This window comes from Francisella halioticida, from assembly GCF_002211785.1.
GTDB classification, from domain to species: domain Bacteria; phylum Pseudomonadota; class Gammaproteobacteria; order Francisellales; family Francisellaceae; genus Francisella; species Francisella halioticida.
The window spans coordinates 1,507,095-1,533,013 of record NZ_CP022132.1; the positions used below are offsets into that span (position 1 = coordinate 1,507,095).

The window sequence follows — 25,919 nt, forward strand, 5'->3', positions numbered from 1 at the left end:
TCTTTACAAATAGAGAATCAAATGAATTTAAATGAATTAAAATATAAATCTGTTAATGAGCTAATGGATATAGCTCAAAGCCTGGATCTTGAATCGCTTCGCGCAAGAAAACAAGAACTTATCTTTTCAATCTTAAAATATCATGCTGACAAAGGTGAAGATATTTATGGTGAAGGTATTTTAGAAGTTCTACAAGATGGCTATGGTTTTCTAAGATCCTCAGATAGCTCATATTTTGCATCACCTGATGATATCTATGTTTCACCTGCTTTTATTAGAAAACTAAATCTACGTACTGGTGATAGTATTGTTGGTAAAATTCGTCCTCCTCGCGATAATGAAAAGTACTTTGCAGTTAAGCACATTGACAGTGTAAACTTTGATTCTCCAGAACTTGCTAGAAAGAAAATCTTATTTGAAAACCTAACTCCTGAATATGCTAAAGAAAGATTAACTATGGAAATAGGTAATGGTTCAAATGAAGATATTACAGCTAGAGTTATTGATTTAGCAGCTCCATTTGGTAAAGGCCAACGTGGCTTGATTGTTGCCCCTCCTAAAACAGGTAAAACAATTATGATGCAGAATATTGCAACATCAATTGCCAAAAACCATCCTGAGTGTAATCTAATTATGCTGCTAATTGATGAGCGTCCTGAGGAAGTTACAGAAATGCAGCGTTCAGTACGTGGTGAAGTTGTAGCATCAACATTTGATGAGCCAGCAGCTCGTCATGTTCAATTAGCTGAAATTGTAATTGAAAAAGCTAAAAGATTAGTTGAGCATAAGCAAGATGTTGTAATCCTACTAGATTCAATTACAAGGTTAGCTCGTGCATACAATACTGTATCTCCTGCTTCTGGCCGTGTATTATCTGGTGGTGTAGAAGCAAACGCTCTACAAAAACCTAAAAGATTCTTTGGTGCTGCCCGTAATACAGCTGAGGGTGGTAGCTTAACAATAATTGCTACTGCACTTGTAGAAACTGGTTCTAAAATGGATGAAGTTATCTTTGAAGAGTTTAAAGGTACTGGTAACATGGAGCTTCATCTTGATCGTAAAATCTCTGAACGTCGTGTTTACCCAGCTATTAGCTTTGATAGATCTGGTACTCGTAGAGAAGAACTTCTCACATCCCAAGAAGAATTACAAAAACTTTGGGTTCTACGCAAAATTCTTGGTGGCATGGAAGATGTTCAAGCTATGGAATTCTTAACAGAAAAAATGAAAGGCTCTCTAACTAATGAAGAATTCTTCCAAACCATGAAAAGAGGTGCTATTTAGCTTTGGTGTAGCCTAAATTCACCTACTCTTTTCAAGAAAGTAAATACTCTAAAATTCAATAATAAAATCTGTAATAAATCAACCTAACTTTTCTATTAGAAAAACACTATATTTATTTAACTCTTCTGCTACCTTCTTCGAAGATGTTTCCGTATAACATCTAAGCTCAGGAGCATTACCAGAGGGTCTTAAGTGTAAGATATCCTTATTTACAAAAGTAATCCTAACACCATCTGTAGTATCTATATCCTCAACACTAGTATTACTATTAAAATACTCAGATATTATCTTATCTAAAAGATCAGATTCACCTGCCAATATTGATTTTAATATTTATTGGCTTTTCTTAGTTGTAAAATCATCAATTTTACTACTCGCTGTATACCTCGCAGGTAAATCAAACTGTAACTCTAATATAGTTTTTATCAGAATTTACCGATAGCATAAGCACAGCTAACATTGGTATCACAGCATCTCAGTTAGGTTAGAATACTATTTTATAGACAAATATCTCCAGATTGTAGAAAGCCTCCATTTGCCTCATATCCAATACTCCATATAATGTCCCCAGAAAAAGCTACTGATTTTAGAAAGATTTTTATTCCTAGATGTTTATCTTAACTAGATAAATTAGGAAATAGATAAATGAGTAAAAAAAGAGTAACGTATACAGCTGATTTTAAAGCTAAAGTAATTATAGAATTGCTAGAAGGCGATATGACAGTTAATGAGATAGCAAGTAAGTATGATTTACTTCCTAAAAACGTGCACAATTGGAAGCAGCAATTTTTATCTAATGCTTGCTTAGCATTTGATAAAAGCTCTGTTGTTAAGGAGTATAAGCAGGAAATAGATGAGCTTAGAAAAGATAAAGATGCAACAAGTAAAGAACTAGGCGAGGTAATAGTAGAGAGGGATTTTTTAATGGGAAAGCTAAAAAGCTTGGTATCATCAAATGATAGAGTAAACTCTGTAGATACTAAGCTAGAATTATCTTTAAATAATCAGCTTAAACTATTATCTGTATCTAAGAGTGTGTACTATTATACACCAATATCAAAATTTAGTAGTAATGATGATATTAAACTATTAAATGCAATAGATTTGATACATACTAAACATCCATATTATGGTACGAGAAGTCTAGTAAAGTTGCTAAATAGATTAGGATTTCTAGTTGGAAGGAAGCTAATCAAAAGTGCTATGGAATTCATGGGTATTAAGGCATTGTATCCTAAAAAAAAGACAACTGTCATTAATAAGCAACACAAGAAATATCCATACTTACTTAATGTATTTAAAAATGAGACGAATCAGGTTGTTATAGATAAAGCTAATAAGGTATGGAGTGCTGATATCACGTATATTAGACTAGAATGTGGGTATGCATATTTAGTAGCCATAATAGATTGGCATAGCAAGAAAATACTAGCTTGGAAGATTTCTAATACTATGGATACACATCTAACAACTAGTGTGTTAAAAGAAGCGTTATTTAAATATGGTAAACCTGATATCTTTAACTCTGATCAAGGAACTCAATATACAGCAAAAGAGCATATTAAAATATTATCTGATAATAAAATAAATATATCTATGGATGCTAAAGGAAGATCTATAGATAATATTGCAATTGAGAGATTTTGGAAAACACTGAAATATGAAAATGTTTATCCGGCATCATATATAACTATGAAAGAGGCTAAAGTAGGTATCAAAGAATATATTGATATTTACAACAATGAAAGACTACATTCTAGTATTAGATATATGACTCCTGATGAAGTATATTCTGGTATTTTAGATGCTGCATAAAAGCAAGGAATAAAATATTTTATAAAGTGGTATTGAATAATAGGGACAGTTTACCATTATGACCATCTAGAGGTAACTAATTCATTGCAGCAATTACATAAGGTGAGCCTATTTTAGTCCTGACAATATTATTGAAATACCCTATCTTCTCAACTACTGTATTACTACTAATAGGTGCTACAACAGATTGCATCTGTCATTGCTGATACAAGTCCTCTAAACTCCACTAGTACCAAATTTTATACCACTAGATTGATTATATCCTTTATAATGACTCGTTTCACTTCGATCTCCTAAGAGATTTTTTATATTTTAAATAATTTACCGATATCAATTATTATCAATTCTAACAATATCATCTTCACATATATATTCACCGACTTGAATCTCTATGAGAACAACGGGGATTTGACCACTATTTTCAAGCCTATGAAGTTCACCAATCTTGATGTATACCGACTCATTTGGTCTAACTATAGATTTTATATCTCCTATAGTTACTGTCGCAGTTCCTGAGATTACAATCCAATGTTCACTACGATGATAATGCTTTTGTAGAGAAAGTTTTTTACCAGGCTCTAACTGTATTGTTTTTATTTTATATCCAGATTTATCTTCTAATACTGTAGAAAAACCCCAAGGCTTATACGCTTGTTTATGCTGTAATAATTCACTACGTTGTTCAAGTTTTAGAGATTCAACTATCTTTTTAACATTTTGAGTTTTATTTTTATCAGCAACAAGTATAGCATCTGCTGTTTCAACAACTATTAAATTATTGACACCAACAGCTGCTAATAAACGGTCATGCGAACGTAAATAACTATTTTTAACATCACTAGTAATTACATCACCTATAGCTACATTACCATAGGAATCTTTTGTAGAAATATCATATAAAGAGTCCCATGACCCTACATCAGACCAACCACTTTCATGCATTGGAATCATAATAACATTATTTGCCTCTTCCATTACTGCATAATCTATCGATTCAGATTCAATTTTATCAAATAACTGTCTATCAAAACGTACAAAATCTAAGTCTTGCTTTAAACTTTGATAGGCTTTTTCACATGAATCATAAATTTGTGGTCGTAACCTTTCTAAAGCTTGTAAATAAGACTTAGCAGTAAACATGAACATTCCGCTATTCCAGTAATACTTTCCACTATCTAAATACTCTTGTGCAACTATTAGATTAGGTTTTTCAACAAACCTATCCACTTTATAAGCACCTTTTATATCAGTTTCAGCACCTTGTTTAATATAACCATAACCTTGATGAGGACCAGTCGGAGTAATCCCAAAAGTTATTAAAGATCCATTATTAATTACTTTTTGCTTCGCTTTAGCAATAGCACTGTGAAAAACTTCAACATTTTTAATATGATGATCCGCAGCTAAAACTAACATTATAGCCTCTGGATCATTCCACAACAAATGAAAAGCTACCAAAGCAATTGCTGGTGCAGTATTCTTAGCAATAGGTTCTAAAAGAATATCACCATTTTTGTTTAATTTTCTTAAAATTTCTGCAACATGGAATCTATGATCTTCATTACATATAACAACAGGTGGTGATATATCCTTAATATTATCCAAGCGTTTGATTGTATTTTCTAATAAACTATGCTCATCAACCAAACCTATAAATTGCTTTGGAGATGTCTCACGAGATAATGGCCATAACCTTGAGCCAGATCCTCCAGATAAGATAACAGGAACAATCATTACAAAAATCTAAATAACTAGATTTAATATTAACTATACATTTTATCAGATATAAATATCTTTAAAACTTAATTTTAGAATAACTTGCCAAACTATGATATATAAACCATCCACCTTTGCAATAAAAATTTCGAATTAAAAGTCTCTTAATTTAATCTGATAGAATAGATACTTCATCAACATCTAGAAACTTATCTCTTACAAACTCATGACAAGTTATAATCGCAAAATCTACGCTTTGCTGTGGTTTAATAATAATTGATTAAGTATAAATTCTAAGTTAGAACTTGATAGCTCTTTATCTCACTTAGAAAATCAACAAACAAAATAAGCTAAAGGCTAATGAAACTTCTTGATTTTTCTCAAAACTTCAATATTTTTTTCTAGAGATTTCACTAGTTTCTCGATATCGTTATCAGTTGTATAGTATCCAAATGATATTCTTAAAGTATTTGCTGCTTGTCTAGGATCCAAACCAATGGCGCTAAGTACGTGAGATGGCTTATCTGCATTCGAAGTGCAAGCCGAGCTCATAGATAATGCAAAATCTGGCATCAAAGTAAAAAGTATGTCTCCTGGAACACCTTTAACTGTTACACTTAAAATACCAGCATAGCTTTGTTCTAAAGGTGTATTAACTATAACGTTATCAAATTTAGATATACTTTCAACAACGAATTCTCGATACCTTTTCAACTTAGCTAAATCTATTTTTTCTTTAAGTAATTCAATTGCAGAAGCAAACGCTACAATTTGTTGAGTTGACAATGTCCCAGAACGCATACCATTTTGATGCCCTCCACCATGTATTTGCTCCTCTAATTGTATATCATTAGAAACATATAAAGCACCGATACCTTTCGGACCGTAACATTTATGTGCTGACATAGATAACATATCGATATTCATTTTTTGCACATCGATTTCAACCTTTCCAATACCTTGAGCTGCATCAACATGAAAAGTAATACTATTTTCTTTAGCAATTTTACCAATTTCTTCTAAGGGATTAGCTACTCCTATTTCATTATTCACAGCCATTACAGAAATTAATAAAGTGTCAGATCTTATTAAATTCCGCAATTCATTTAAGTTTATACGACCATGATTATCAACTTTTAGATAACTCACACTAATTGAACTATCCTTGTGAGATAAGTACTTACAAACATCAAGGACTGCTTTATGTTCGATTGATGTTGTTATAATATGCCTTTTCTTCTTTTCACTTGATTCAAGAAATCCTTTGATCGCTAAATTATTTGATTCAGTTGCCCCTGATGTCCAAACTATATTTCCACTCGAAGCATTTATAAATTCAGAGATCTTTTTCTCAGACTCATCTATTTTTTTCTTAGCAAGGCTTCCTAAATAGTGTGTTGAAGCTGGATTAGCAAAATAAGTATCAATCTCCATATACTTTTGCATTTCTTCAACGACTTCATGAAAAACTGGCGTTGTCGCGGCATAATTAAAAAATAGAACTTTATCAAAATTAAAATACTCAAGCTCAGGTGGAATAATAGTTTTATTACCATTCTCACGCCAGTTTGAAATACCCCCTAATAGACAATTAGCATCATCAAAAAGGTTTTTAAAAAAACTATGTACTTTACTAGACCTACCTGCAGTTTCACAGTATATAGCTACACTCTTATGATAACTATATTTGTCATAATTAATTAAAAATTCACTTATATGGATTGCGCTAGGTATTATATCTACCAAGTATTCTTGATAGCTACGAATATCCACTAATAATACACCTTGTCCTATTTGTTCTTTTAAAACCTCATCAGTAATCATTGCCATAAGTATTTTCCCATCCTCGGGGTTCTAGCTTTTAATTCAAAATACTACATATAAAAGGTTTAGACTAGTTTTTTTTACATCAAAACACAATGAATTAAAATATCTCTCTTAACAAGAGAATATTTATTATTTATAAAAATTCCTCTATAAGAGTATTATTTTTATCTACTGCATTTAACATAATGAAATGTCCTGTACTTATCTGGTCATATTTAGTCTTAAAAAATAAGGATATAAGCTCTTCTTTAGGTGCTCTAGGTAATGCACTTGCTATATATAAAAAATCTATATTTAATTTAAAAAATAAAGACCTTTTATCAAAATAAAATGCTTCTCTAAGAACTTTATTAAAAGACTTTGGTTGTCTTTGCCAATAACTCAACATTTGCTGGGTTTTATTCTGCATAAGATCATAGTTATCAAAATGTTTATCTATTACGTAGTTATCAATATAATCAACTAGAATCTCTAAGCCATACTTGCTATCAAGTGCTTCTAAAAAGTTCTTTTCACCAGGTGTAAGTCTTAATTTCAGAGTAGTATCAATAGCTATAACTTTTTTAATATCCAAATCAGTTTGAGCTAATTTTAATGCTAAAAATCCTCCCATGCTGTGTCCTACAATTATAATATTTTTATATTTAGATAATTCATCATATAAATAGACAACTACTTGCCCCAGAGTATTCTTTCCTTCTAAAATTATTTCAGAATAGTTAGGTGCAACTATAAAATTATTCTTACTAAAAAAATCAATTTGAGCTTTGAAATCTGATGGCTGACAACACCAACCATGTAAAAAGACTAAAGTAGCTTTGTATGAACCGTCCATTCTTTCTATAAAATATTACTAACCTTATAAAAATATTAACCTAGAAGAACTAATTACTAAAGTATATAAATACTCCTAAAACAACAAGCATTACTGCAAATATAGTTTGTAAGACTTTATCATTGAGTTTTTTCTTGATTTTATTAGCTAAAAGCATACCAATAGCACCACCTATTATAAACATACTAGCGACATACCAATTTACACTTGTTTGTCCATAGTGTGATACAAAACCAGATATCGATACAACAAATATTACTAGTAGCGATGTATTAATAGCTTTTTTCATAGGCATTGCGGTAATAAAAACTAATGCCGGAACTATTAAAAAACCTCCCCCAACACCAAAAAAACCAGTCAAAGTACCAACGACACCACCACTTATTAGCAAGGAAACTATACATTTAGGTCCTATACTTTTACAAATAGATTTCTCTGAACTAGATATTACTTTTGCTTTTATTAAACTCCAAATACCTATTACAATCATAAGCACTGAAAAGCTAAACATCAATAATTTATCTGATAGTGCTTGTGAGATATAGCTTCCTATAGGCGCAAAGATAACACCAGTAATAATCATCACAACTGCTGCAATATGTGAATGTCTTGATTTTTATAGTTCACTGCAATACCAAAAATTTCTGTGAATCCAACCACAAGCAAAGATATAGTAACTGCACTATGAAAATCTAAGCCAATGACATATATTAATAAGGGAACCGCTAGTATAGAACCTCCTCCTCCAGTAAGGCCTAGAGCAATTCCACAAATAAAGCCAAATATTACTAAGATCATCTCACTCTTCTACACCACATTTTAAATTAGCTGGGACAGCAATATCAATATAGTTCGGTGGTGGTAATTTTAAATCTCCCATTAGTTTTGCATATTCTTCTGCTGAGCCAACCTGTAATCTTGGATTATTTTTCTTTTCTTCCGCAACACTACTACTGGTTAAACCATTATAGTCATGACCTGGATAGATAATAGTATTACCAGGTAATGTCATTAACTTACTCATAATGCTATCATAAGCAGCATAAGAATTACCATTTTGAAAGTCAGTTCTTCCTGATCCCCTTATAAGTAGCGTATCACCTGTGAAAAGCTTGTTTTCTGTCATAAAGCAATATGAATCATCAGTATGTCCTGGAGTATAGATAGCCTTTATCTGATAATTACCAAACTCAATAATATCACCATCAAAAACTTTTTTAGTTGTGTGCTCTGCTTTGGTTTCTCCACCTAGCACAATACCACATCCAGTTTCTTGCCTTAAAAGTCCTGCAGCTGTTACATGATCGGCATGAACATGGGTATCTATTGCATAAAGCAGTTTAAGGTTAAGTTCCTTTAAAAATTTAATATATTGCTTAATATTAAATCTTACAGGATCTATTATCACAGCATCCCTAGTTTCTTCACAACCTAAAATATACGTATACGTATACGTATCTCTATCTATTAACTGCCTAAAAATCATAGTTTCTCCTTCTTTTATACTAGTTAAAGTTCGCCTTGTTAAAAGGTGCCCTTTCTTTGGTCAGTTTTTCAATAGTATCATAATAATATGAAATCATAATATACCCTCCAGCTATATTATAGGTATTAAATCCTTATTGCTGGAGCAACAATACGACATTATAAGAGCGTTGACCTGTACGGCAATGTACATATACAGGTTTTGATTTATCTATTTCTACTAATCTGTTTCTGATTTCAGACATAGAAATATTTTTTGCTCCATTTAACATACCATTGGCTATCTCTGAAGGATTTCTTACATCAAGAATCTGAGCATTTGCTTCAATCAAATCTTTTACCATAGTAAATGGTACTTGTTTAAAATCACCATTTAAGATGTTACTCGCAACATAACCAGCATGATTGACAGCATCTTTTCCAGTGGAATATGGTGGTGCATAACAAAGCTCAAGATCTTGAAGATCTTCTACTGTCATATCTGCTTTGATAGCTGTAGCAAATACATCCATCCTTTTATCAACTATACCTTGACCTATTACCTAATAATTTACCAGTATTTTTCTCAAACATAACCTTCATAAATATTGGTTTGACATCTGGCATAATACCTACCATATCTACAGGTACAACATAAGTATAAGCATACTCAATGTCTAGATTATGAAACCTAATCCAAGCTTCATTTAAACCAGTGCTTGCACCTGTGTAACTAAAGACTTGTATTATTGATGAAGCTATATAACCTTTATTAACTATCTTTTTACCATTTATATGATCAGCTATCAAACGCCCTTGCTTATTTGCTGGCCCAGCTAATGGCAAACTAAAGTCTTGATTAGTAAGAGCATTTTTAACTAAAATAGCATCACCAGCTGCATAAATATTCTCATCTGATGTTTGATAGTTTTCATCAACTTGAATATGCCCTGTCTTAGTTAGATCTATACCAACATCTTTTAAAAACTTAGTATCAGGTGCTACACCTATCGAGAAAACTACCAAATAAGATTTAATTTTTTTGCCAGAACCCAATAGAACCTTATCAGACTCAAAACCAACTACTTTTTCTGATAACATAAGTTCAATATCATGGTCAAGTAGCTCTTTTTCTAAAAACTTTGCCATTTCATAATCAAAAGGGCGCATAATCTGATTAGCCATCTCAACTATAGTTACATTGAAACCTCTTTCTTTGAGATTTTCAGCAACTTCTATACCAATAAATCCAGCCCCAATAACTGTTACATCTTTAACCGTTTTCTGAGTATTAAAAACTGCATCATGCATCTTTTGAACATCAACTACATTTCTTAGAATAAAATGATCTATTAAATTAAGGCCTTCAAAAGGAGGTACTATTGGCTTAGCCCCAACAGCTATAATTAATTTATCATAGCTTTCTGTGTATTTTTCATTAGTTTGAAGATTTAAAACTGTAACAAGCTTATTTGTCTTATCAATATCTATAACTTCAGAATTTGTACGAACATCAATATTATATTGCTTATAAAACCTCTCTGGTGTCATTAAAATTAGCTTCTCAGCTGGCTCGATATATCCACCAAGATGATATGGTAAATCACAGTTTGAGAATGATACATAAGGCCCTTTTTCAAACATAATAATCTCTACTGACTCATCTAATCTTCTTAGTCTTGCAGCTGTTGATGCTCCTGCAGCAACTCCACCAATTATTAGATATCTATTAGCCATAATAAGCTCCTTTCTACTTTTAATTATTTTCTTTTGTTATATGGTAAAAATTCTAGCATTATTGCTAACCCGCAAGTTCCTGATAGTCCTGCAAATAAAAGTCCTGCTCCAAAAAAACCACTTAGAATTGCAAAATATTGTGATACTGTAAACGAAAGCACTACTCCTAAAATGACCATAAAACCTACTATAATTTGTACTTGACGCATAATCGGCAATGGTTCTTTGACATTTTTTTGTGTTGGTTGTCTATGTTGTTTCCAAGCATTAATACCACCTTCTAACAAATAAACTGCTTTTGCATTTAAATCTTTAACTTTTGTAGCTGCTTGATTAGTTCTATTTCCAGATTGACAATGAAGCACTACGATTTCATCGGGTTGAATATCTGCATCATAAATATCATCAACTGTGATATTTTCAGCACAACCAATACATTCTCTATTATGTTCACCTATAGTTCTGATATCAATCAGCTTAACTTTTTCTTTGTTTTTCAAATCAAGAAATTCTTTAACTGAAATATTTTTTACTTGATGCACTTCACCTCTCCTTTAGATTTTTCTAATTTAGTTAATTCTAATATTATGTATAAATTTTTTAATCACAATATATACTATATAAAGCTTCTAGTATCTTTTTAACAGCAGGATCTTTAACACTATAAAAAACGTTTTGCGACTCTTTTCTAGTTTTAACCAGACCTTTACTTCTCAATACAGATAAATGCTGAGAAAAAGCAGACTGGCTAAGATCTGAGTATTCCGCAAGCTCCCCAACAGTCATTTCTTTTCTTAAAAGCAGACATAATATTAGTAGTCTAGATTCATGCGAAATAGCCTTTAATAGCGATGATGCTTTGCTAGCATTATCTTTCATTTGCATTAAATCCATACTCAAATTTGTCTTTTTAAAACTTTCGATACACTTATATTAGAAAAATCTAATTTAGTAGTCAATAATATATACTTAAAAATAGTTCCATCAAAATCAAACATAGCTAAATACATTACTCCTCCAAATTATTTAGCGTAGAAAACTATCTGATCTTTAAAAAGCTCTATTTTTTGTTCATTACAATCTAATATTTTTCACTTATTATCTGTATAATACAAATAATGAGATATATTTTACCGATAGCTACCTTTTGCTATTAAAATAATATAAAAGTTTTAAACTTATCAGCATAAAAAAGAAAGCAGATACAAATTAAATATGAAAGAAATAAGTAAAGTATCAAATTTAGCAAACTTACTTTTGTTGATATTTTCCTTTAATATAATCTCTACAATTTTTCCTACAAGTAATATATATTATACCCTAAATCGAATAACTATTAGTAGTAGCTGTAGTACCACTAACACTCTATCTTCATCATCTACAATAAATTTCAATAGTAATAGCTTTGCTGCATTATTAGTACAATTTAAACTAGCCTTAAAGCTTAATCATTTTATTAGTATTTTATTTATTAAGAGGATTTCATATTTAAGTTTTATGTTAATTGAACGTATTTATAGACCACCAAGAGCCTGTTTTGTTATCAATTCTAAATAACAGCATGCAATCATTTAATTTATTATGATAATGATTGTTAATTTTATGATATAGAAAAAACAAAAAGGTAATTATATGTTACAAAAAACAAAGTTATTATATGATTTTATAGTCAAATTTCATATTTTCATATTATTTGGTATGGGTATTTTATTATCTAGTTCTGTCAATGCTACAGTTACTCAGGAAAATAAAATAGCTAATAATATTGTCCTAGGCTCAATGAGTTTAGCTAATACTAACATGCTAAATCATTATAATGTCGATCAAAACTTTCAGTTACAAATTAAAACTCTTGATAAAAATACTTTAATAGCAACGTGGCAGATTACACCTGGTAACTATTTGTATCTAAAAAACTTTAGTTTTTATAGCCTACTACCTCAAAAAGCTAATATCCAAAAAATCATTTTTCCAAAAACATATCAAATTAAAAATGATCCTTTTTATGGGATGGTAAAGATCTATAAAAACTATGTAAGCATTATATTAAAAATTAAAAATAATATGAATGACAATGTACTACCATTGATTGTTGCATATCAAGGTTGCTCTGAAAATGGTATTTGCTTTGTACCTATTCAACAGCAATTTAATATTGATTTGTCTGCTATAGGTAAAACTTATCAAGGCAAAACTTATCATGGAACTCTACCTAAAGCTCTAAAATATAAATTAGATGTTACACATCCTAACTTCGATAGAGCTAGTGACTATACAAAGTTTTTAGATCATACAAATATTATTTGGGCATTTTTTATATTTTTTGGTTTAGGGCTTTTATTAACATTTACCCCTTGTGTTTTGCCATTATTACCAATTATATCAAGTATCGTTACCGGTCAAAAACAATTAACAACAACAAAAGCATTTAGCATTTCATTATTTTATGTTTTAGGAATGTCAATAAGTTATGCAATAGTTGGTGTGTTAGCAGGGATTTTTGGCGGAGGTGTTCAAAATATCCTACAAACACCCTGGGCAATTACGGCTATGGCTTTATTATTTATAATTATGGCTGTAGCTATGTTTGGTGCTTTTGAGCTAAAAATGCCTTCACCTATATTAAACTTAGCTAATAGCTTAAGTAGCAAGCAAAAAAATGGTACTTATATTGGTGTATTTATCATGGGTGTATTATCAACATTGATTGTTTCAAGCTGTGTAACAGCACCTTTGGTCGCTGTATTAGCATATATTAGTTATTCGGGTAATGCACTCTATGGCGGAACTATTTTATTTGCTATGGGACTAGGTATGGGCGTACCCATTTTAATTGTAGGTACTACTAGTGGCTCAATTTTACCTAAAGCCGGTAACTGGATGCATATGGTTAAACATATATCTGGATTTATGCTACTTGGGCTCGCTATTTATATGTTATCAAAAATTATTCCAGCACAATTTACCTTATTATTGACTAGTTTTCTGATTTTAAGCTTAGCAATTTATATGTGCGCCTTTGGTTTTAGTATCAAGACTAAATGGGCTAAAGCTAGACAGTTTTTTGCTTATGTCTTTTTAATATATGGTAGTACATTACTAATTGGATTTTTAATGGGCAATACAAGCATTATTAAGCCTTTAACAGCCGCTGTTCAATCAAAGCAGTCTCAATTAGATTTTCAGCATGTTACCAATGTGAAACAATTACATAAAGCCTTACAACAAGCCAAAGATCAGGGTAAGCCCGTTCTTATAGATTATTATGCAAATTGGTGTCTGGATTGCCAATATATGAAGCATATGACTTTTTCAGATCCTAAAGTGATTGCTCAGCTTAAAAACTACAACTTAATTCAAGCAGATGTAACAAAAGTAGGACAATATAGTAGTCAGTTATTAAAAGAATTTAAGCTTTTTGGTCCACCTAGCATAATTGTTTTTAATCAAAAAGGTAGTGAAGAAAAAAAACTAGTTGGCAAAGTAGATGCTAAACAATTACTAAAATCAATTTAAAAGTCTAAACCCTCGTCCTTAGCTTTATTATATTTTCTTCTTAAATCCATATATAAAATACTTAGAATACTAATCAACAGTTAAACCCCACTAGCTTTCTGGTAAGAATCCTAAAAGAAGCAGCCAGTCTACCAAATACATGCACTATTAACCCTTTAGTTGAACGTACCTTACTAGCAATTTCTATTCCTGTTTCTTCTTCTATCCAATTATTTAAAGCTTCAATAGGCTTGTGAATACTAGATACAGTCGTTGAATATGGTTTATCAGCAGTATCTAAATACTTTTCTCCCTTAGCTTTTTTTACAGGAGTATAAATATTCAGCAATTCTCAGTAAGTTATTTTATAACTATACTCTTTTACTTATAAGCTTTCATCCTGAAAAGCTGATACTTAAAGGCCTTGTATATTAGCAAATAAGAACAGTGAAATTTAAAATTTAAATATAAACCTAAAATCTACTACGAAAGCATGAAAAATTTACCAGCCTAAAAGCCTTGTTTTATAAGAATTTTTCAACTCACTGAAAATTGTGATCTACCCCGTCAATTTGGGACAGTTTACTACTTCATTTTCCATTATATATTCAAATTGATATGGAGTCATATAATTTATTGTAGAATGTCTCCTTTTTGTATTATAGTAAGCTTCAATATATTCAAATATTGATAGTTTAGCTTCTTCTCTAGTTTTATAGCTTTCATCATGTACTAACTCTACTTTTAAAATTCCAAAGAAACTTTCACAAGCAGCATTATCGTAACAGCATCCTTTAGAGCTCATACTTGATAGTAGCCAGGTTCTTTAATAATGTCTTGATATTGTTTGCTACAGTACTGTGACCCTTTATCAGAGTGTATAATCACACCACTAGGAAAATTTCTTCTAAAGAATGCCATATTTAAAGCATTACAAACTAAATCCGCTTTCATCTTAGAATCCATTGCCCAACCAATAACTGATCTTGAGAATAAATCTATAATCACACAAAGATACAGCCACCCCTCTTGTGTAGGTACATAAGTTATATCTGTAACCCACCTATGATTTACAGATAAAGCAGTGAAGTTTTGTTCTAATAAATTATCATAAACATGTTTGTTGTGGTTAGAATCTGTAGTTTTCTTATGCTTACGAGCCGCTTTAGCATGTAAACCAAGTAATTTCATACGTTTTTGAGTAACTTTCCAACCCATATCTTTAAGCTCTTTGTATATCCTAACACTTCCATATCTAGATTTATGTTCATTAAAATAGCATCATCTAGTTCAGCATCATTATATTGCCTTTTACCTATAGGTTTATGAATCCATCTGTAATATGAAGATGTGCTCACATTCAAAGATTTACATAGTGTTGTTACTGGCATAACTTTATAATGCTCCTTAATAAAGGCGTACCTTACAGATTTTGCTTTGCAAAGTACGCTGCTGCCTTTTTTAGTATTTCACGCTCTGTTTCTGCCTGTTTGAGTTTTTTCTTCAAATCAGTATTTTCAAAAGATAGTTGCTGGTACTGCGTTTTATAATCTATCTTTATTTCTTTCTGAGAGTTTGACATGGCTTTGGATATCCAACTGCAAATGGTTTTATATTTAACCCCTAAGTTATCTGCTATTTCTCGTCTATTTGCATCTGGTTGTAAACATAATTTAACAGCTTCATCTTTAAACTCTTTTGTATATCTCATCTTGTCTCCTTTTCTTAACACCTAAGTGTCCCAAATGGGAGGGTATGATCATTGCTCACATTACATGATCCAAATGGAAGCATAATTATTTCTCTGCAATAATAGCTAAAACACCTTTATTCTCTGATGCATATGCTTTTGGCTTTAAATCACAGTAAAAAGATTTATTTATTTTAAAACCTATTCTTTTTAAGATCTTAATCATGCTTACCTTATTGTGTACATGTATAAAATTTGGTAGTCTATCTGGTGAAGCTAAAGACTGTAAATGTGCATTATTAATTTCTCCAGGCCAATCACTTCCATCTCTGAATTTCTTTACAAAATATGAAAACAAATGTTTAAATGAGTGAAAGTAAATAGAACAAGTATTGATATATAATTTACCTCCCGGCATTAAAGATTCATGTATTTTTTTTAGTACTTCATAAGTTTCTTGTCCCGATAAAAAGTGAAACATATTAGAGCAATGCACTCCATATAATGTTTCTTTATAAAAATTAAAATCATAAGGAAATATACCTTTTATTAATAGCGGTTTATTTCCATAAGAAGCTGTTTTCTGTAGCAAAAAATCTAAATGTTTCTTCCATATCAAAGGCAATTATAGACTTTACATTTTTATCCAAACACTTTAAAGTCACTATACCATATGCACATCCTAAATCTAAAATAGGATAAATTGATTCTTTAGCGTCCTTTATAAAGTCTTTAGAAACACATACGATATCTATAAACATAGATCCTGTCTTATTTTGTGTTGGAACCATTCCATTTTCTTCATGTGGGAAATTGATTAGACTTGACACTTAATAATACTCTCCAAAAAAACAAAACATACAACTATTTATTATATTATTGAAAAGTCATTAATCGTTATAGTTTCTAATAGCTATTATATTTTTCAAGTATTTTAGGATTATTGCTAAGCCATTGATTGAATTGTTTTACCAAAAGTCTCCCTTTTTCTGTTTTGTTGAACAGAAAAACCATATGAGAAATATTATCATCAATTTTTATTGGTATTAGGCATAGTTTAGGGTTTATTTCATGCTGATATGCAATTTCTGTTGAATCAGTAAACATAATATTTGGGTATATACCATTTACACCACTTAATAAAGATCTTATTGCTACGATATTGCTTGGCACAATCAAAATATTTGCCTTTTTCACTTTCTGTAAGGTAAATGTTTCATTAGTTCCTCCATGGTTTGCAACTATCAGTGATTTACTATTATCTATATCCTCGAGAATTCTATATTTATTTAGATTTTCACATTGAGTCATAGCTGCTTTGCTAAAAGAATTTAGGTTTTTTGAAAATATAAAAAGTTTTTCTCTTTGAGGCGTTTTTGTTACACTTCCAACAAATACATCAAATTTACCTTTAGCTAGATCTTTACTAGAGCTTGCCCAGGTCGTTTTAACAAATTCAATATTTTGTTTTTGTGTTTTTGCAAATTCTTTTATAAGATCTATATCCTTACCAGAAAACTCCTTATTTTGATAAATTGAAAAAGGAGCATAATCGCCTGTAGTCCCTACTAATATAGTTGAGAAGGCAAAATTTACTAGTAAAAAGAGAGAACTTAATAATGCTGTAATTTTAATCATTTGTTTTTAAAGCTTTTTTAGAATTAACACTATACTAATGTATTTAAGCCAGAGGTTGAATATCTAATAATTAGAAGCTCTTTTCAGTATTTTAGAAACGTTACTACCTGTTAACTTCTGTTATGTTTTTGAAAATGAAATCAGATAATAGTTTTATTCTATATGGAATATTTTTATTATTGTAGCTATGATACCAGCAAATATGCTCTTCTGGTGTATCATACTGACTTAATAATTGTACTAAATCTCCATTATTAATATATTTGATTACAAGGAAATCTGGAATATAAAGTATACCTGTATTACCTAAAGACAATTTTATTGCTAAATCTCCTAAATCAACATTAATATTACTTTTAACTTCAATTGATATGGGACTATTTTCATCAATAAAATTCCATGCTTTTTTAGTTTTGCTAAAATTGACATTTCCCAAACAATTATGTTTCTTCAAATCTTTTAAACTTTTTGGCATTCCCTTTTCTTTGATGTATTGAGGTGATACACATACTACGAATTTATATTTAAGTACTTTTCTAAAAACTTTTGTCAAAGGATATCTACTAGGATCACCCGCTCTAAAAGCAAGGTCATATTTTTCCAACTCTGGTAATTGATCATATGCGGCGCTACTATATATGTATATTTCAATATTTGGATACAGTTTCAAAAAATCACTCATGATAGAAGCTAATATAAGATTATGAAATCCTATAGGAGTAGATATTCTTATTTTTCCTTTTGTATTTTTATTCTTTTCTCTTACCTCCTGAATCATACAGTCAATCTAATTTTTAATAGAAATATACTACCCCAATAAATTAAACAATATTTTCAATTATTTAGTTCCCATCTAAGCCGCCCGTTTTTCCAATAAGTTATCGTAATAAAATTTCATAGGTTTTTTATAATTGATAGACTCATGAAATCTTCTATTATTATAAAAATCGATATAATCATCCACATCGTTTCTTAGTTCAACAATGCCAGGATATTGATTTAAATAAAATCTCTCACATTTAGCACTTCTCCAAAATCTTTCGATGCAAATGTTATCAATTGCTCTACCTTTACCATCCATAGATATAGTAATTTTTTTATCCAATAATGTTTGGATATGAATGTTAGATGTGTACTGGCTACCTTGATCAGTGTTAAATATTTCTGGTACTCCATATTTATACAGAGCTTCATTTAAAACTTTCATAACTAAACTACTATCCATAGTGTTGGATATCTCCCAACTTAGTACAGCCTTAGAGTACCAATCAATAATAGCTGCCATATAAACTGTGCCAGCATCAGTCTTAATATATGTAATATCTGTAGACCAAACTTGATTAGGTCTCAATATGCTTAAACCTTTTAGTTTGTAACTATAAATAGCATGCTCTTTGTTAGGTTTAGATAAGTTTAAGTTTGGTTTTTTCACCGCCAATATAGCTTTGATGCCTAACTCTTTACGATACTTTTGTACTGTGTTCTCACAGATGCTAAACCCATCTTCTATTAATTGCTTATGAGCTTTTATATAGCCGTAGCAGGGAATCTCCTCATGTATCTGTATAAGCTTTGCTTTTACTTCTTCTTTATGTTCGTTAACCACAGGCTTGTAATATAAACCAGCTCTAGAAACTTCTAATAAGAAACTTTGTTTTACAACAGATAATTTATGCTTAGGATCAATCATCGCTTTTCTATCAGATAATCCCAAGCTTACGAGCTTTCCCTCAAGAAATTCCTTCTCAATTGTTAGTTGTCCAACCTTCTTAGAATACTGATCTATCTTGGTTTGAAGCTTTGCATTGTCTTTTTTATATTGTGATACTGATTTGGATGGATCCATTGCCAACTCAGCATTTTCTAAAAAGGCTGTTTTTCAATTATTTATGTTTTTGGGCGTAATATTATATTTTACTGATAACTGTGTGATTGTTTGATCTTTCCCCAATACTTCCAAGACAACTTTAGTCTTAAATTCAACGGTATATATTTTTCTCTTATTACTCATTTACATTTATCCTAAATTGCTCATTTATAGTTTAGCTACTTTAGGAACTAAATTCTCAAAATTGTTGTTACAATTTCATGGGGTATTATAAAACTGTTTTTTCATATAAAAAAACACCTTCATCTGTTATTGCTAAACCACGTGTTGATACTTTTACGAGTTTAACTTTTAAACTATTCTCTAATCTCGTAAGCCTATTACTTACTGTACCAATCGATACTTTAAGTCTCCTTGCAGCTAAATAAAAAGTACCAGCATCAACAACTTCAATAAAAAATAGCAAATCTTCAATATTTAGCATTAAGCCCAAGCCTCAATAACACAAGCACTTTAATGCAATTATACCATTTACCCGAAATATTATTAGGCTCTTTCTAGCTATTGCGGCTATTACTAATATCTAGGTTATAGTTGTTCTTGGAGTTTTTATCTAGTTAGCTTTAGCTCAGGAGCTCCTTAGAAATATAATAGGCATTGAATCAATTAACCTAAAGTTTTTTACATCATAAATATTTGAAGGCATTTTTTTTGATAAGGCTCAATTAATGTAACAAAGACACTTTCTAATTTATTTATTCTTTTATTGAAAGCAGCGTGCCCTGCTAATGATGGAAATAAGCCATTCCAATACTTCTTTGTATGAGTATAGATACTTTTAACTTTCCAATATATCGCAAACATATAGTGTAACAATCTCCTCATCTGTAAGCTCTGGACTACTGTTATTGCTAAATCTTAAACAAAATATTGTAAACTTTCTTCAAAATAGTTACTTATTTTCAAATATACGGAGATAATTTTACTTTACCAGCCCATTAGCTCAAATTCGTAGATGTAAATTACCTTTTAAATGTGCTAATAAATTATATTTAAACTGTTGATTGGTATTAGAAATGTGAAGTTTATACTAAGGTGTTTTTGAGTTAGTATAATGTGTTAATAACTAGTTATTAACAAAATTTAGCGTGTTAGAACAATCAATAAAAACATAAAAACATAAAAACATAAAAACATAAAAACATAAAAACATAAAAAAAATCTTACTTTTTCAGATATTTTATGTATATAACTCCATTATCAAAAAACTTCTCCAAATTCTTTAGCATAATAAACTGTTTGATTCTTTAAAAACTCTAATTTTTGGGTTAAATCCAAAACCATAAATACATCACTAGGAACATCATATTGACATTTTATTTCATATTGAACTGTTGGTTTAAAACCAAACCTAGGATAGTAACTTGGATGCCCTAAAACAAATATAGCATCAATATTATTTTTCTTAGCTTCTTTTATTACAGCTTCAACAAGCTTGGTTCCTATTCCTTGATCTTGATATTTAGGAGATACACTCATTGGTGCTAAACCATATATATTTAGATTATTATTTTTTACCACCATTTTAGAAAGAATTATTTGACCAACAATTGCATTATCTACTTCAGCAACTAGAGAAATCAGACTTTGATGATCAGTATGTAATAATCTAACCAATTTTTCTTCATCATCTGTCTCAAATGATGAGGCAATAAGTTCATAAACTAACTCTTGATCTTTTAATTGCTCATAACGAATATTTATATTCATAAACTAATCCTTTATAACTAAGTCTCTCGTTGAACGTATTTCAATATTTAAAAATTTATCTGTTTTTTTGACTCTTCCAAAAACTGCAAACTTAGCTCTTTTACTTTTATCAAAATCTAAATACTTAATTTGATTTGGCACTATAAATATTGAAAACCTTGAATCTTGATCAACTTTAAAAAGAAGCTTTTTACTCTCACCTATCTCTGATGCTGTAATTCCTGCAACTCCATATATAATACAATATTTATTATTGATACTCTGTACGTTTATATCAGCTAGCTCTAATCCATTTATACTATAAATATCCTGCTTTGAATACTCTCTAGTTCGATTCTCAACTAACTGCTGCTTTTTAAACGGCATCAAGTTTAATTCATCTTCTTTTTTAAGCATTCCATCATTTTCAATTTTTGTAAGAAGGTTTATACATCTCTCAAGATTTTTATTAACTAAAAAATTAAGTTTACTCATATCTTTTTTTGAATCACTTAAAACAAGTTCTTTTATCTTATCATTAGCTATTGGTTTACTAGATTTGGGGCATAACTGGTCGTGCTCGTCTTCACCTTTGATAAACTCAAAATAAGGGTCTTGATTTGCTTTACGGACTAGCTTTAACTTAGCCTTACCACAATCTGGACAAAATATATTATCAAAATGTAGTTTGCTACTATATTCACTAGCTTTCATAAAACCTTTTTTATATCTAGCTATTTTCACTATTAATCCTTAAACTTTTTTAAAAAGTATATCTGATATTTGATGGTCTAGGTTTTGGCCTCTCTTCTCAAACTTTGTTAAAGGTCGCCACTCTGGTCTTGGTGCAAACCCCAAATACATATTCTGATATTTATCATTATTCTCAAGAAGTTTCAAAACATCTTTAGCATAAGGCAGCCAATCACTAGCATAATGAAATATTCCACCAATTTTAAGCTTTTTAGCAAAGAGATCTATATTTGATTGATTAACTAATCTACGTTTATTATGTTTTTTCTTATGCCATGGATCAGGAAAATAAACCTGTACACCATATAAAGATTGATCAACGATCATATTTTCTAAAATCTCAACGGCATCATGACTCATTATTCGGAGATTTGCTATATTTTGATCTTTTATTTCATACAAAATATTTCCAACACCAGCTTTATGTACCTCTATTCCTAGATAATTTTTTTCTGAATTTTCTAAAGCCATCTGAATTAATGATCCACCCATTCCAAAACCAATCTCTAGAATTACTGGATTAGTATTGGCAAATACTTCTGAAAAATTTATCTGTCTATTTTGATCATAATCGATCATATATTTTTCAGCATAGTTTTCAAGAGCTTGCTGTTGTTTCTTTGTTACCCTACCAGATCTTTGTACATAACTCTTTACTTGGCGTAAATTTTCTTTAGATTTGTCACACATTTTTCTAGATTTACAATTTTATTAATACTATTCTATATCAACTAAAATAAAAATAAGAGTATATCAGTGTTAATATTTTTAACAATTCTTGCTTTGCAAATTAGCTGCCTTGTACTTCCAGGACCTGATTTCTTTATAACTATTAATAACTCAATCAAATTTGGTCAAAAGCAAGGTATTTATACAGCATCTGGAGTAGCATCTGGAATATTTATAAATACGTTTGTTGTCTACTGGTTTGGGTCATTTCTACTCTATAAAGAACCAATATTATTTAAAGGTCTAATTTTAATTGGAACAATTTACTTATCGTATCTAGCTTTTAATTTATATAAAAATATTTTCACAAAGCAACAACAGTTAAATCCAAATGCTAGTGAACATATAAAAAACTTAAACAACTTTGATACTCCATCAAGTTTTAAACTTTTTTTAAATGGTGCTTTTACTAATCTAGCTAATGCCAAGGTGCTAGTTTTCTTTAGTTCGATGTTAAATCTAGTTGATAGCTTATCTAGTGTTGGTAAAGTTGGTATTTGGATATGTATAGCTCTTACAACACTTATTTGGTTTTGTATAGTTGCTACTTTCTTTGGTAACAACAAACTTAGACAAGTTTTTTTTAGAAATATCAAAAGATTAGAATTAGTATCAGCCTTGTTTATAACAGTTTTTATAATAATTATTTTGATTGAACTTTTCTAGAATAGCCGCTTTATTTACTTTTTAATCTTTACTCATTAAAATTAATTTTAACTTATCAATTAGTTTAAAGGATATAGAATGTTTTGCTCTAACTGTGGAAGTCAAATCAATGAAAATGCAATTGTTTGTATAAAGTGCGGTTGTGCTACACAGAAATATATTTTAAGCCAACAAAAAAGTAGTAAAGACATAGGAGTAGCTTATCTATTATGGTTTTTTTTAGGGTATTTTGGAGGTCATCGTTTTTATTTAGGTAAAACAAAAAGTGCAATTATTATGCTTATTTGCTCAATAGTTTCATGGTTTCTTTCTATTCTAATTCTTCCCTTATTAGCTATGTTTATTTGGTGGATAGTAGATACGTTTCTAATTCCTAATATGATTAACGATCCAGACAACACTGGCTTGACAATAAGTAAAACTGCTACAGAACTTCTAAAATAGAACTTTACTCCATCCTAGTTTCTCCCTTAAAGTATCATAATAATTATAATCTTTTGTGTGTAAAACTGTGACTTTCTTCTCGGCTTTTTTAATTGTCACTTTTTGATGAGATCTTAAGATAGTATCATGTCTACCATCTATACTTAAAACGGGCTCAGGATCATTATATTCTGTTATATAGATATCAATAACACTCTCATCTGAAATCACCAAAGGCCTACTATTTAATGAATGTGAGCATATCGGTACTAAAACTATACTGTTTTGATTAGGATTAAGAATCGGACCTCCAGCTGCCATTGCATGAGCTGTAGAGCCTGTTGGTGTCGATACAATAAGTCCATCTCCACGTTGATCAAAAGCATATCTGCCATCGATATACACTTTTAAACCAAACATTAAACCTCTACTTGAAGTTATTGCTATTTCATTAAGTGCTATAGATGCTTCTAAAGGAGCCCGTAAATTATCATCAATCTGACACATTAGCATACTTACACTAGAAACAGAAACCTCTCCTTGTAAAATATCTAACAAATCATCTTTTAAAGTTCTATCATCTGGCGCTATAGTTGTCAAAAATCCTAGCTTACCCTTATTGATACCCATAACAGGTATATTACTATATAAAGCTAATACTCTAGATGCCTTCAAAAAGTTGCCATCTCCACCAACTACTATTGCAACATCACATTCAAGAGCTATCTCTTTCAAGCTAGCAGTCGCAATATTATTCAAACTAATATCTTTAGCTGTTCCTGTCTCAACTATTATTTGTAATCCTTTTTCTGTAAGATAGTTACAAAGTATTTCAACTGTTTGACTAACATCTTGCTTATAGTGCTTACCAATAATAGCTACTTTTTGATATGCAAACATATATCTGCTTTTAAAATTAAAATTTTATTAAAGTTAGTATAACAAAAAGAAATAAACTGTCCCTGTTATTCAATACCACTTTATAAAATATTTTTATTCCTTGCTTTTATGCAGCATCTAAAATACCAGAATATACTTCATCAGGAGTCATATATCCAATACTAGAATGTAGTCTTTCATTGTTGTAAATATCAATATATTCTTTGATACCTACTTTAGCCTCTTTCATAGTTATATATGATGCCGGATAAACATTTTCATATTTCAGTGTTCTCCAAAATCTCTCAATTGCAATATTATCTATAGATCTTCCTTTAGCATCCATAGATTTATTTATTTTATTATCAGATAATATTTTAATATGCTCTTTTGCTGTATATTGAGTTCCTTGATCAGAGTTAAAGATATCAGGTTTACCATATTTAAATAACGCTTCTTTTAACACACTAGTTGTTAGATGTGTATCCATAGTATTAGAAATCTTCCAAGCTAGTATTTTCTTGCTATGCCAATCTATTATGGCTACTAAATATGCATACCCACATTCTAGTCTAATATACGTGATATCAGCACTCCATACCTTATTAGCTTTATCTATAACAACCTGATTCGTCTCATTTTTAAATACATTAAGTAAGTATGGATATTTCTTGTCTTGCTTATTAATGACAGTTGTCTTTTTTTTAGGATACAATGCCTTAATACCCATGAATTACATAGCACTTTTGATTAGCTTCCTTCCAACTAGAAATCCTAATCTATTTAGCAACTTTACTAGCCTTCTCGTACCATAATATGGATGTTTAGTATGTATCAAATCTATTGCATTTAATAGTCTAATATCATCATTACTACTAAATTTTGATATTGGTGTATAATAGTACACACTCTTAGATACAGATAATAGTTTAAGCTGATTATTTAAAGATAATTCTAGCTTAGTATCTACAGAGTTTACTCTATCATTTGATGATACCAAGCTTTTTAGCTTTCCCATTAAAAAATCCCTCTCTACTATTACCTCGACTAGTTTTTTACTTGTTGCATCTTTATCTTTTCTAAGCTCATCTATTTCCTGCTTATACTCCTTAACAATAGAGCTTTTATAAAATGCTAAGCAAGCATTAGATAAAAATTGCTGCTTCCAATTATGCACGTTTTTAGGAAGTAAATCATACTTACTTGCTATCTCATTAACTGTCATATCGCCTTCTAGCAATTCTATAATTACTTTAGCTTTAAAATCAGCTGTATACGTTACTCTTTTTTTACTCATTTATCTATTTCCTAATTTATCTAGTTAAGTTTAACATCTAGGAATAAAAATCTTTCTAAAATCAGTAGCTTTTTCTGGGGACATTATAAAATTT

At 30.2% G+C, this 25,919-nt stretch carries 29 protein-coding genes and 3 pseudogenes; 5 read left to right on the forward strand and 27 right to left on the reverse strand.

Translation table 11 applies throughout. The features are described from left to right. Nucleotides 1–21: 21 nt before the first annotated feature. Entirely contained in the window at nt 22–1,284 is a 1,263-nt protein-coding gene (gene rho / locus CDV26_RS08095; protein WP_088772841.1) for a transcription termination factor Rho, read from the forward strand. 78 nt (nt 1,285–1,362) lie between these two features. Here the strand turns inward: rho and CDV26_RS12205 are convergent. Continuing rightward, nucleotides 1,363–1,835 (reverse strand): annotated as a pseudogene (locus tag CDV26_RS12205) (phosphomannomutase); the annotation flags it as partial. Nucleotides 1,836–1,929: 94 nt separating this feature from the next. Between CDV26_RS12205 and CDV26_RS08105 the strand changes: the two are divergent. After that, on the forward strand, nt 1,930–3,099 hold the full coding sequence (locus tag CDV26_RS08105; RefSeq protein WP_088772843.1) for an IS3 family transposase: 1,170 nt from the start codon (nt 1,930–1,932) through the stop codon (nt 3,097–3,099). Between the two features lie 330 nt (nt 3,100–3,429). Here CDV26_RS08105 and CDV26_RS08110 read toward each other — a convergent pair whose 3' ends face one another. The 8 genes and pseudogenes from CDV26_RS08110 to CDV26_RS08145 all read right to left on the reverse strand — a co-directional run bounded on the left by CDV26_RS08110 (nt 3,430) and on the right by CDV26_RS08145 (nt 11,572). Further along, nucleotides 3,430–4,833: a mannose-1-phosphate guanylyltransferase/mannose-6-phosphate isomerase gene (locus CDV26_RS08110; protein WP_088772844.1), complete on the reverse strand. Its 1,404-nt coding sequence runs from the start codon at nt 4,831–4,833 to the stop codon at nt 3,430–3,432. 339 nt (nt 4,834–5,172) lie between these two features. Then, a complete protein-coding gene (locus CDV26_RS08115; protein ID WP_088772845.1) occupies nt 5,173–6,645 on the reverse strand; it encodes an aminotransferase class V-fold PLP-dependent enzyme in 1,473 nt (490 codons plus the stop codon). A 130-nt stretch (nt 6,646–6,775) separates the two neighbouring features. Next, nucleotides 6,776–7,477: an alpha/beta fold hydrolase gene (locus CDV26_RS08120; protein WP_088772846.1), complete on the reverse strand. Its 702-nt coding sequence runs from the start codon at nt 7,475–7,477 to the stop codon at nt 6,776–6,778. A gap of 49 nt (nt 7,478–7,526) precedes the next feature. Next, nucleotides 7,527–8,275, reverse strand: a pseudogene (locus tag CDV26_RS08125) (sulfite exporter TauE/SafE family protein). 1 nt (nt 8,276) lies between these two features. After that, the gene (locus CDV26_RS08130) at nt 8,277–8,963 is read right to left on the reverse strand and encodes an MBL fold metallo-hydrolase (RefSeq protein ID WP_088772847.1); all 687 of its coding nucleotides are present in this window, start codon (nt 8,961–8,963) and stop codon (nt 8,277–8,279) included. Between the two features lie 19 nt (nt 8,964–8,982). Then, a pseudogene (locus CDV26_RS08135) lies at nt 8,983–10,678 on the reverse strand (FAD-dependent oxidoreductase). Nucleotides 10,679–10,701: 23 nt separating this feature from the next. Then, nucleotides 10,702–11,220: a rhodanese-like domain-containing protein gene (locus tag CDV26_RS08140; protein WP_088772848.1), complete on the reverse strand. Its 519-nt coding sequence runs from the start codon at nt 11,218–11,220 to the stop codon at nt 10,702–10,704. A gap of 58 nt (nt 11,221–11,278) precedes the next feature. Next, nucleotides 11,279–11,572 (reverse strand): ArsR/SmtB family transcription factor, encoded by a 294-nt coding sequence (locus CDV26_RS08145; protein ID WP_088772849.1) that lies wholly within the window; start codon nt 11,570–11,572, stop codon nt 11,279–11,281. Between the two features lie 738 nt (nt 11,573–12,310). Between CDV26_RS08145 and dsbD the strand changes: the two genes are divergently transcribed. Then, a complete protein-coding gene (gene dsbD / locus CDV26_RS08155) occupies nt 12,311–14,194 on the forward strand; it encodes a protein-disulfide reductase DsbD (RefSeq protein WP_088772851.1) in 1,884 nt (627 codons plus the stop codon). A gap of 73 nt (nt 14,195–14,267) precedes the next feature. Here dsbD and CDV26_RS08160 read toward each other — a convergent pair whose 3' ends face one another. The 15 genes from CDV26_RS08160 to trmB form a co-directional block, all read right to left on the reverse strand. Next, on the reverse strand, nt 14,268–14,522 hold the full coding sequence (locus tag CDV26_RS08160; protein ID WP_088772852.1) for a transposase: 255 nt from the start codon (nt 14,520–14,522) through the stop codon (nt 14,268–14,270). Nucleotides 14,523–14,732: 210 nt separating this feature from the next. After that, nucleotides 14,733–14,978: an IS3 family transposase gene (locus CDV26_RS08165; protein WP_088772853.1), complete on the reverse strand. Its 246-nt coding sequence runs from the start codon at nt 14,976–14,978 to the stop codon at nt 14,733–14,735. After that, the gene (locus CDV26_RS08170) at nt 14,975–15,391 is read right to left on the reverse strand and encodes an IS3 family transposase (RefSeq protein WP_088772854.1); all 417 of its coding nucleotides are present in this window, start codon (nt 15,389–15,391) and stop codon (nt 14,975–14,977) included. The genes CDV26_RS08165 and CDV26_RS08170 overlap by 4 nt, the downstream gene beginning before the upstream one ends. Next, complete coding sequence (locus CDV26_RS08175) at nt 15,361–15,564, reverse strand: hypothetical protein (RefSeq protein ID WP_088772855.1); 204 nt, start codon at nt 15,562–15,564, stop codon at nt 15,361–15,363. The genes CDV26_RS08170 and CDV26_RS08175 overlap by 31 nt, the downstream gene beginning before the upstream one ends. 32 nt (nt 15,565–15,596) lie before the next feature. After that, on the reverse strand, nt 15,597–15,905 hold the full coding sequence (locus CDV26_RS08180) for a transposase (RefSeq protein ID WP_157671255.1): 309 nt from the start codon (nt 15,903–15,905) through the stop codon (nt 15,597–15,599). Nucleotides 15,906–15,969: 64 nt separating this feature from the next. After that, nucleotides 15,970–16,455, reverse strand: a complete 486-nt coding sequence (locus CDV26_RS08185; protein ID WP_088772856.1) for a hypothetical protein — start codon at nt 16,453–16,455, stop codon at nt 15,970–15,972. Next, a complete protein-coding gene (locus tag CDV26_RS08190; RefSeq protein WP_157671553.1) occupies nt 16,424–16,693 on the reverse strand; it encodes a hypothetical protein in 270 nt (89 codons plus the stop codon). Before CDV26_RS08190 ends, CDV26_RS08185 begins: the two co-directional genes overlap by 32 nt. A 76-nt stretch (nt 16,694–16,769) precedes the next feature. Then, entirely contained in the window at nt 16,770–17,501 is a 732-nt protein-coding gene (locus CDV26_RS08195) for a transporter substrate-binding domain-containing protein (protein WP_088772858.1), read from the reverse strand. A gap of 103 nt (nt 17,502–17,604) precedes the next feature. Next, the gene (locus tag CDV26_RS08200; protein WP_088772859.1) at nt 17,605–18,279 is read right to left on the reverse strand and encodes a substrate binding domain-containing protein; all 675 of its coding nucleotides are present in this window, start codon (nt 18,277–18,279) and stop codon (nt 17,605–17,607) included. Between the two features lie 75 nt (nt 18,280–18,354). Further along, nucleotides 18,355–19,347 carry an IS3 family transposase gene (locus CDV26_RS08205; protein WP_088772860.1) on the reverse strand — a complete coding sequence of 331 codons (993 nt, stop codon included), beginning with the start codon at nt 19,345–19,347 and terminating at the stop codon, nt 18,355–18,357. Between the two features lie 33 nt (nt 19,348–19,380). After that, nucleotides 19,381–19,512, reverse strand: coding sequence for a transposase (locus CDV26_RS13640; RefSeq protein WP_169709695.1), 132 nt, complete (start codon nt 19,510–19,512; stop codon nt 19,381–19,383). A gap of 85 nt (nt 19,513–19,597) precedes the next feature. Continuing rightward, nucleotides 19,598–19,813 carry a helix-turn-helix domain-containing protein gene (locus CDV26_RS08210; RefSeq protein WP_088772861.1) on the reverse strand — a complete coding sequence of 72 codons (216 nt, stop codon included), beginning with the start codon at nt 19,811–19,813 and terminating at the stop codon, nt 19,598–19,600. Between the two features lie 776 nt (nt 19,814–20,589). Further along, the gene (locus CDV26_RS08220) at nt 20,590–21,099 is read right to left on the reverse strand and encodes a GNAT family N-acetyltransferase (protein WP_088772863.1); all 510 of its coding nucleotides are present in this window, start codon (nt 21,097–21,099) and stop codon (nt 20,590–20,592) included. A 3-nt stretch (nt 21,100–21,102) separates the two neighbouring features. Then, the gene (locus tag CDV26_RS08225) at nt 21,103–21,822 is read right to left on the reverse strand and encodes a hypothetical protein (RefSeq protein ID WP_088772864.1); all 720 of its coding nucleotides are present in this window, start codon (nt 21,820–21,822) and stop codon (nt 21,103–21,105) included. A 9-nt stretch (nt 21,823–21,831) separates the two neighbouring features. Next, nucleotides 21,832–22,521 carry a tRNA (guanosine(46)-N7)-methyltransferase TrmB gene (gene trmB, locus CDV26_RS08230; protein ID WP_088772865.1) on the reverse strand — a complete coding sequence of 230 codons (690 nt, stop codon included), beginning with the start codon at nt 22,519–22,521 and terminating at the stop codon, nt 21,832–21,834. A 66-nt stretch (nt 22,522–22,587) separates the two neighbouring features. Here trmB and CDV26_RS08235 point away from each other — a divergent pair, with 66 nt between their 5' ends. After that, a complete protein-coding gene (locus CDV26_RS08235) occupies nt 22,588–23,226 on the forward strand; it encodes a LysE family translocator (RefSeq protein WP_088772866.1) in 639 nt (212 codons plus the stop codon). A gap of 78 nt (nt 23,227–23,304) precedes the next feature. Then, complete coding sequence (locus CDV26_RS08240) at nt 23,305–23,670, forward strand: zinc-ribbon domain and TM2 domain-containing protein (RefSeq protein WP_088772867.1); 366 nt, start codon at nt 23,305–23,307, stop codon at nt 23,668–23,670. Here the strand turns inward: CDV26_RS08240 and CDV26_RS08245 are convergent. The 3 genes from CDV26_RS08245 to CDV26_RS12215 all read right to left on the reverse strand — a co-directional run bounded on the left by CDV26_RS08245 (nt 23,662) and on the right by CDV26_RS12215 (nt 25,825). Beyond that, a complete protein-coding gene (locus tag CDV26_RS08245; protein ID WP_088772868.1) occupies nt 23,662–24,549 on the reverse strand; it encodes an NAD(+)/NADH kinase in 888 nt (295 codons plus the stop codon). The genes CDV26_RS08240 and CDV26_RS08245 overlap by 9 nt on opposite strands. Before the next feature lie 106 nt (nt 24,550–24,655). After that, nucleotides 24,656–25,258: an IS3 family transposase gene (locus CDV26_RS12210; protein ID WP_157671526.1), complete on the reverse strand. Its 603-nt coding sequence runs from the start codon at nt 25,256–25,258 to the stop codon at nt 24,656–24,658. Between the two features lie 3 nt (nt 25,259–25,261). After that, the gene (locus tag CDV26_RS12215; protein ID WP_157671533.1) at nt 25,262–25,825 is read right to left on the reverse strand and encodes a transposase; all 564 of its coding nucleotides are present in this window, start codon (nt 25,823–25,825) and stop codon (nt 25,262–25,264) included. Between the last annotated feature and the right edge of the window lie 94 nt (nt 25,826–25,919).

Excerpts from the sequence above, each read along its gene's own strand:
- CDV26_RS12215 (WP_157671533.1), bottom strand. The coding sequence starts at position 25,825 with ATGAGTAAAAAAAGAGTAACGTATACAGCTGATTTTAAAGCTAAAGTA.
- CDV26_RS08115 (WP_088772845.1), bottom strand. The coding sequence starts at position 6,645 with ATGGCAATGATTACTGATGAGGTTTTAAAAGAACAAATAGGACAAGGT.
- CDV26_RS08120 (WP_088772846.1), bottom strand. The coding sequence starts at position 7,477 with ATGGACGGTTCATACAAAGCTACTTTAGTCTTTTTACATGGTTGGTGT.
- CDV26_RS08175 (WP_088772855.1), bottom strand. The coding sequence starts at position 15,564 with ATGCCAGTAACAACACTATGTAAATCTTTGAATGTGAGCACATCTTCA.
- CDV26_RS08165 (WP_088772853.1), bottom strand. The coding sequence starts at position 14,978 with ATGAGCTCTAAAGGATGCTGTTACGATAATGCTGCTTGTGAAAGTTTC.
- CDV26_RS08240 (WP_088772867.1), top strand. The coding sequence starts at position 23,305 with ATGTTTTGCTCTAACTGTGGAAGTCAAATCAATGAAAATGCAATTGTT.
- CDV26_RS08220 (WP_088772863.1), bottom strand. The coding sequence starts at position 21,099 with ATGAATATAAATATTCGTTATGAGCAATTAAAAGATCAAGAGTTAGTT.
- dsbD (WP_088772851.1), top strand. The coding sequence starts at position 12,311 with ATGTTACAAAAAACAAAGTTATTATATGATTTTATAGTCAAATTTCAT.
- CDV26_RS08200 (WP_088772859.1), bottom strand. The coding sequence starts at position 18,279 with ATGATTCAGGAGGTAAGAGAAAAGAATAAAAATACAAAAGGAAAAATA.
- CDV26_RS08105 (WP_088772843.1), top strand. The coding sequence starts at position 1,930 with ATGAGTAAAAAAAGAGTAACGTATACAGCTGATTTTAAAGCTAAAGTA.
- CDV26_RS08205 (WP_088772860.1), bottom strand. The coding sequence starts at position 19,347 with ATGGATCCATCCAAATCAGTATCACAATATAAAAAAGACAATGCAAAG.
- CDV26_RS08245 (WP_088772868.1), bottom strand. The coding sequence starts at position 24,549 with ATGTTTGCATATCAAAAAGTAGCTATTATTGGTAAGCACTATAAGCAA.
- trmB (WP_088772865.1), bottom strand. The coding sequence starts at position 22,521 with ATGTGTGACAAATCTAAAGAAAATTTACGCCAAGTAAAGAGTTATGTA.
- CDV26_RS08210 (WP_088772861.1), bottom strand. The coding sequence starts at position 19,813 with ATGCTAAATATTGAAGATTTGCTATTTTTTATTGAAGTTGTTGATGCT.
- CDV26_RS08110 (WP_088772844.1), bottom strand. The coding sequence starts at position 4,833 with ATGATTGTTCCTGTTATCTTATCTGGAGGATCTGGCTCAAGGTTATGG.
- CDV26_RS08130 (WP_088772847.1), bottom strand. The coding sequence starts at position 8,963 with ATGATTTTTAGGCAGTTAATAGATAGAGATACGTATACGTATACGTAT.
- CDV26_RS13640 (WP_169709695.1), bottom strand. The coding sequence starts at position 19,512 with ATGAGTAATAAGAGAAAAATATATACCGTTGAATTTAAGACTAAAGTT.
- rho (WP_088772841.1), top strand. The coding sequence starts at position 22 with ATGAATTTAAATGAATTAAAATATAAATCTGTTAATGAGCTAATGGAT.
- CDV26_RS08145 (WP_088772849.1), bottom strand. The coding sequence starts at position 11,572 with ATGGATTTAATGCAAATGAAAGATAATGCTAGCAAAGCATCATCGCTA.
- CDV26_RS12210 (WP_157671526.1), bottom strand. The coding sequence starts at position 25,258 with ATGGGTATTAAGGCATTGTATCCTAAAAAAAAGACAACTGTCATTAAT.
- CDV26_RS08195 (WP_088772858.1), bottom strand. The coding sequence starts at position 17,501 with ATGATTAAAATTACAGCATTATTAAGTTCTCTCTTTTTACTAGTAAAT.
- CDV26_RS08170 (WP_088772854.1), bottom strand. The coding sequence starts at position 15,391 with ATGGGTTGGAAAGTTACTCAAAAACGTATGAAATTACTTGGTTTACAT.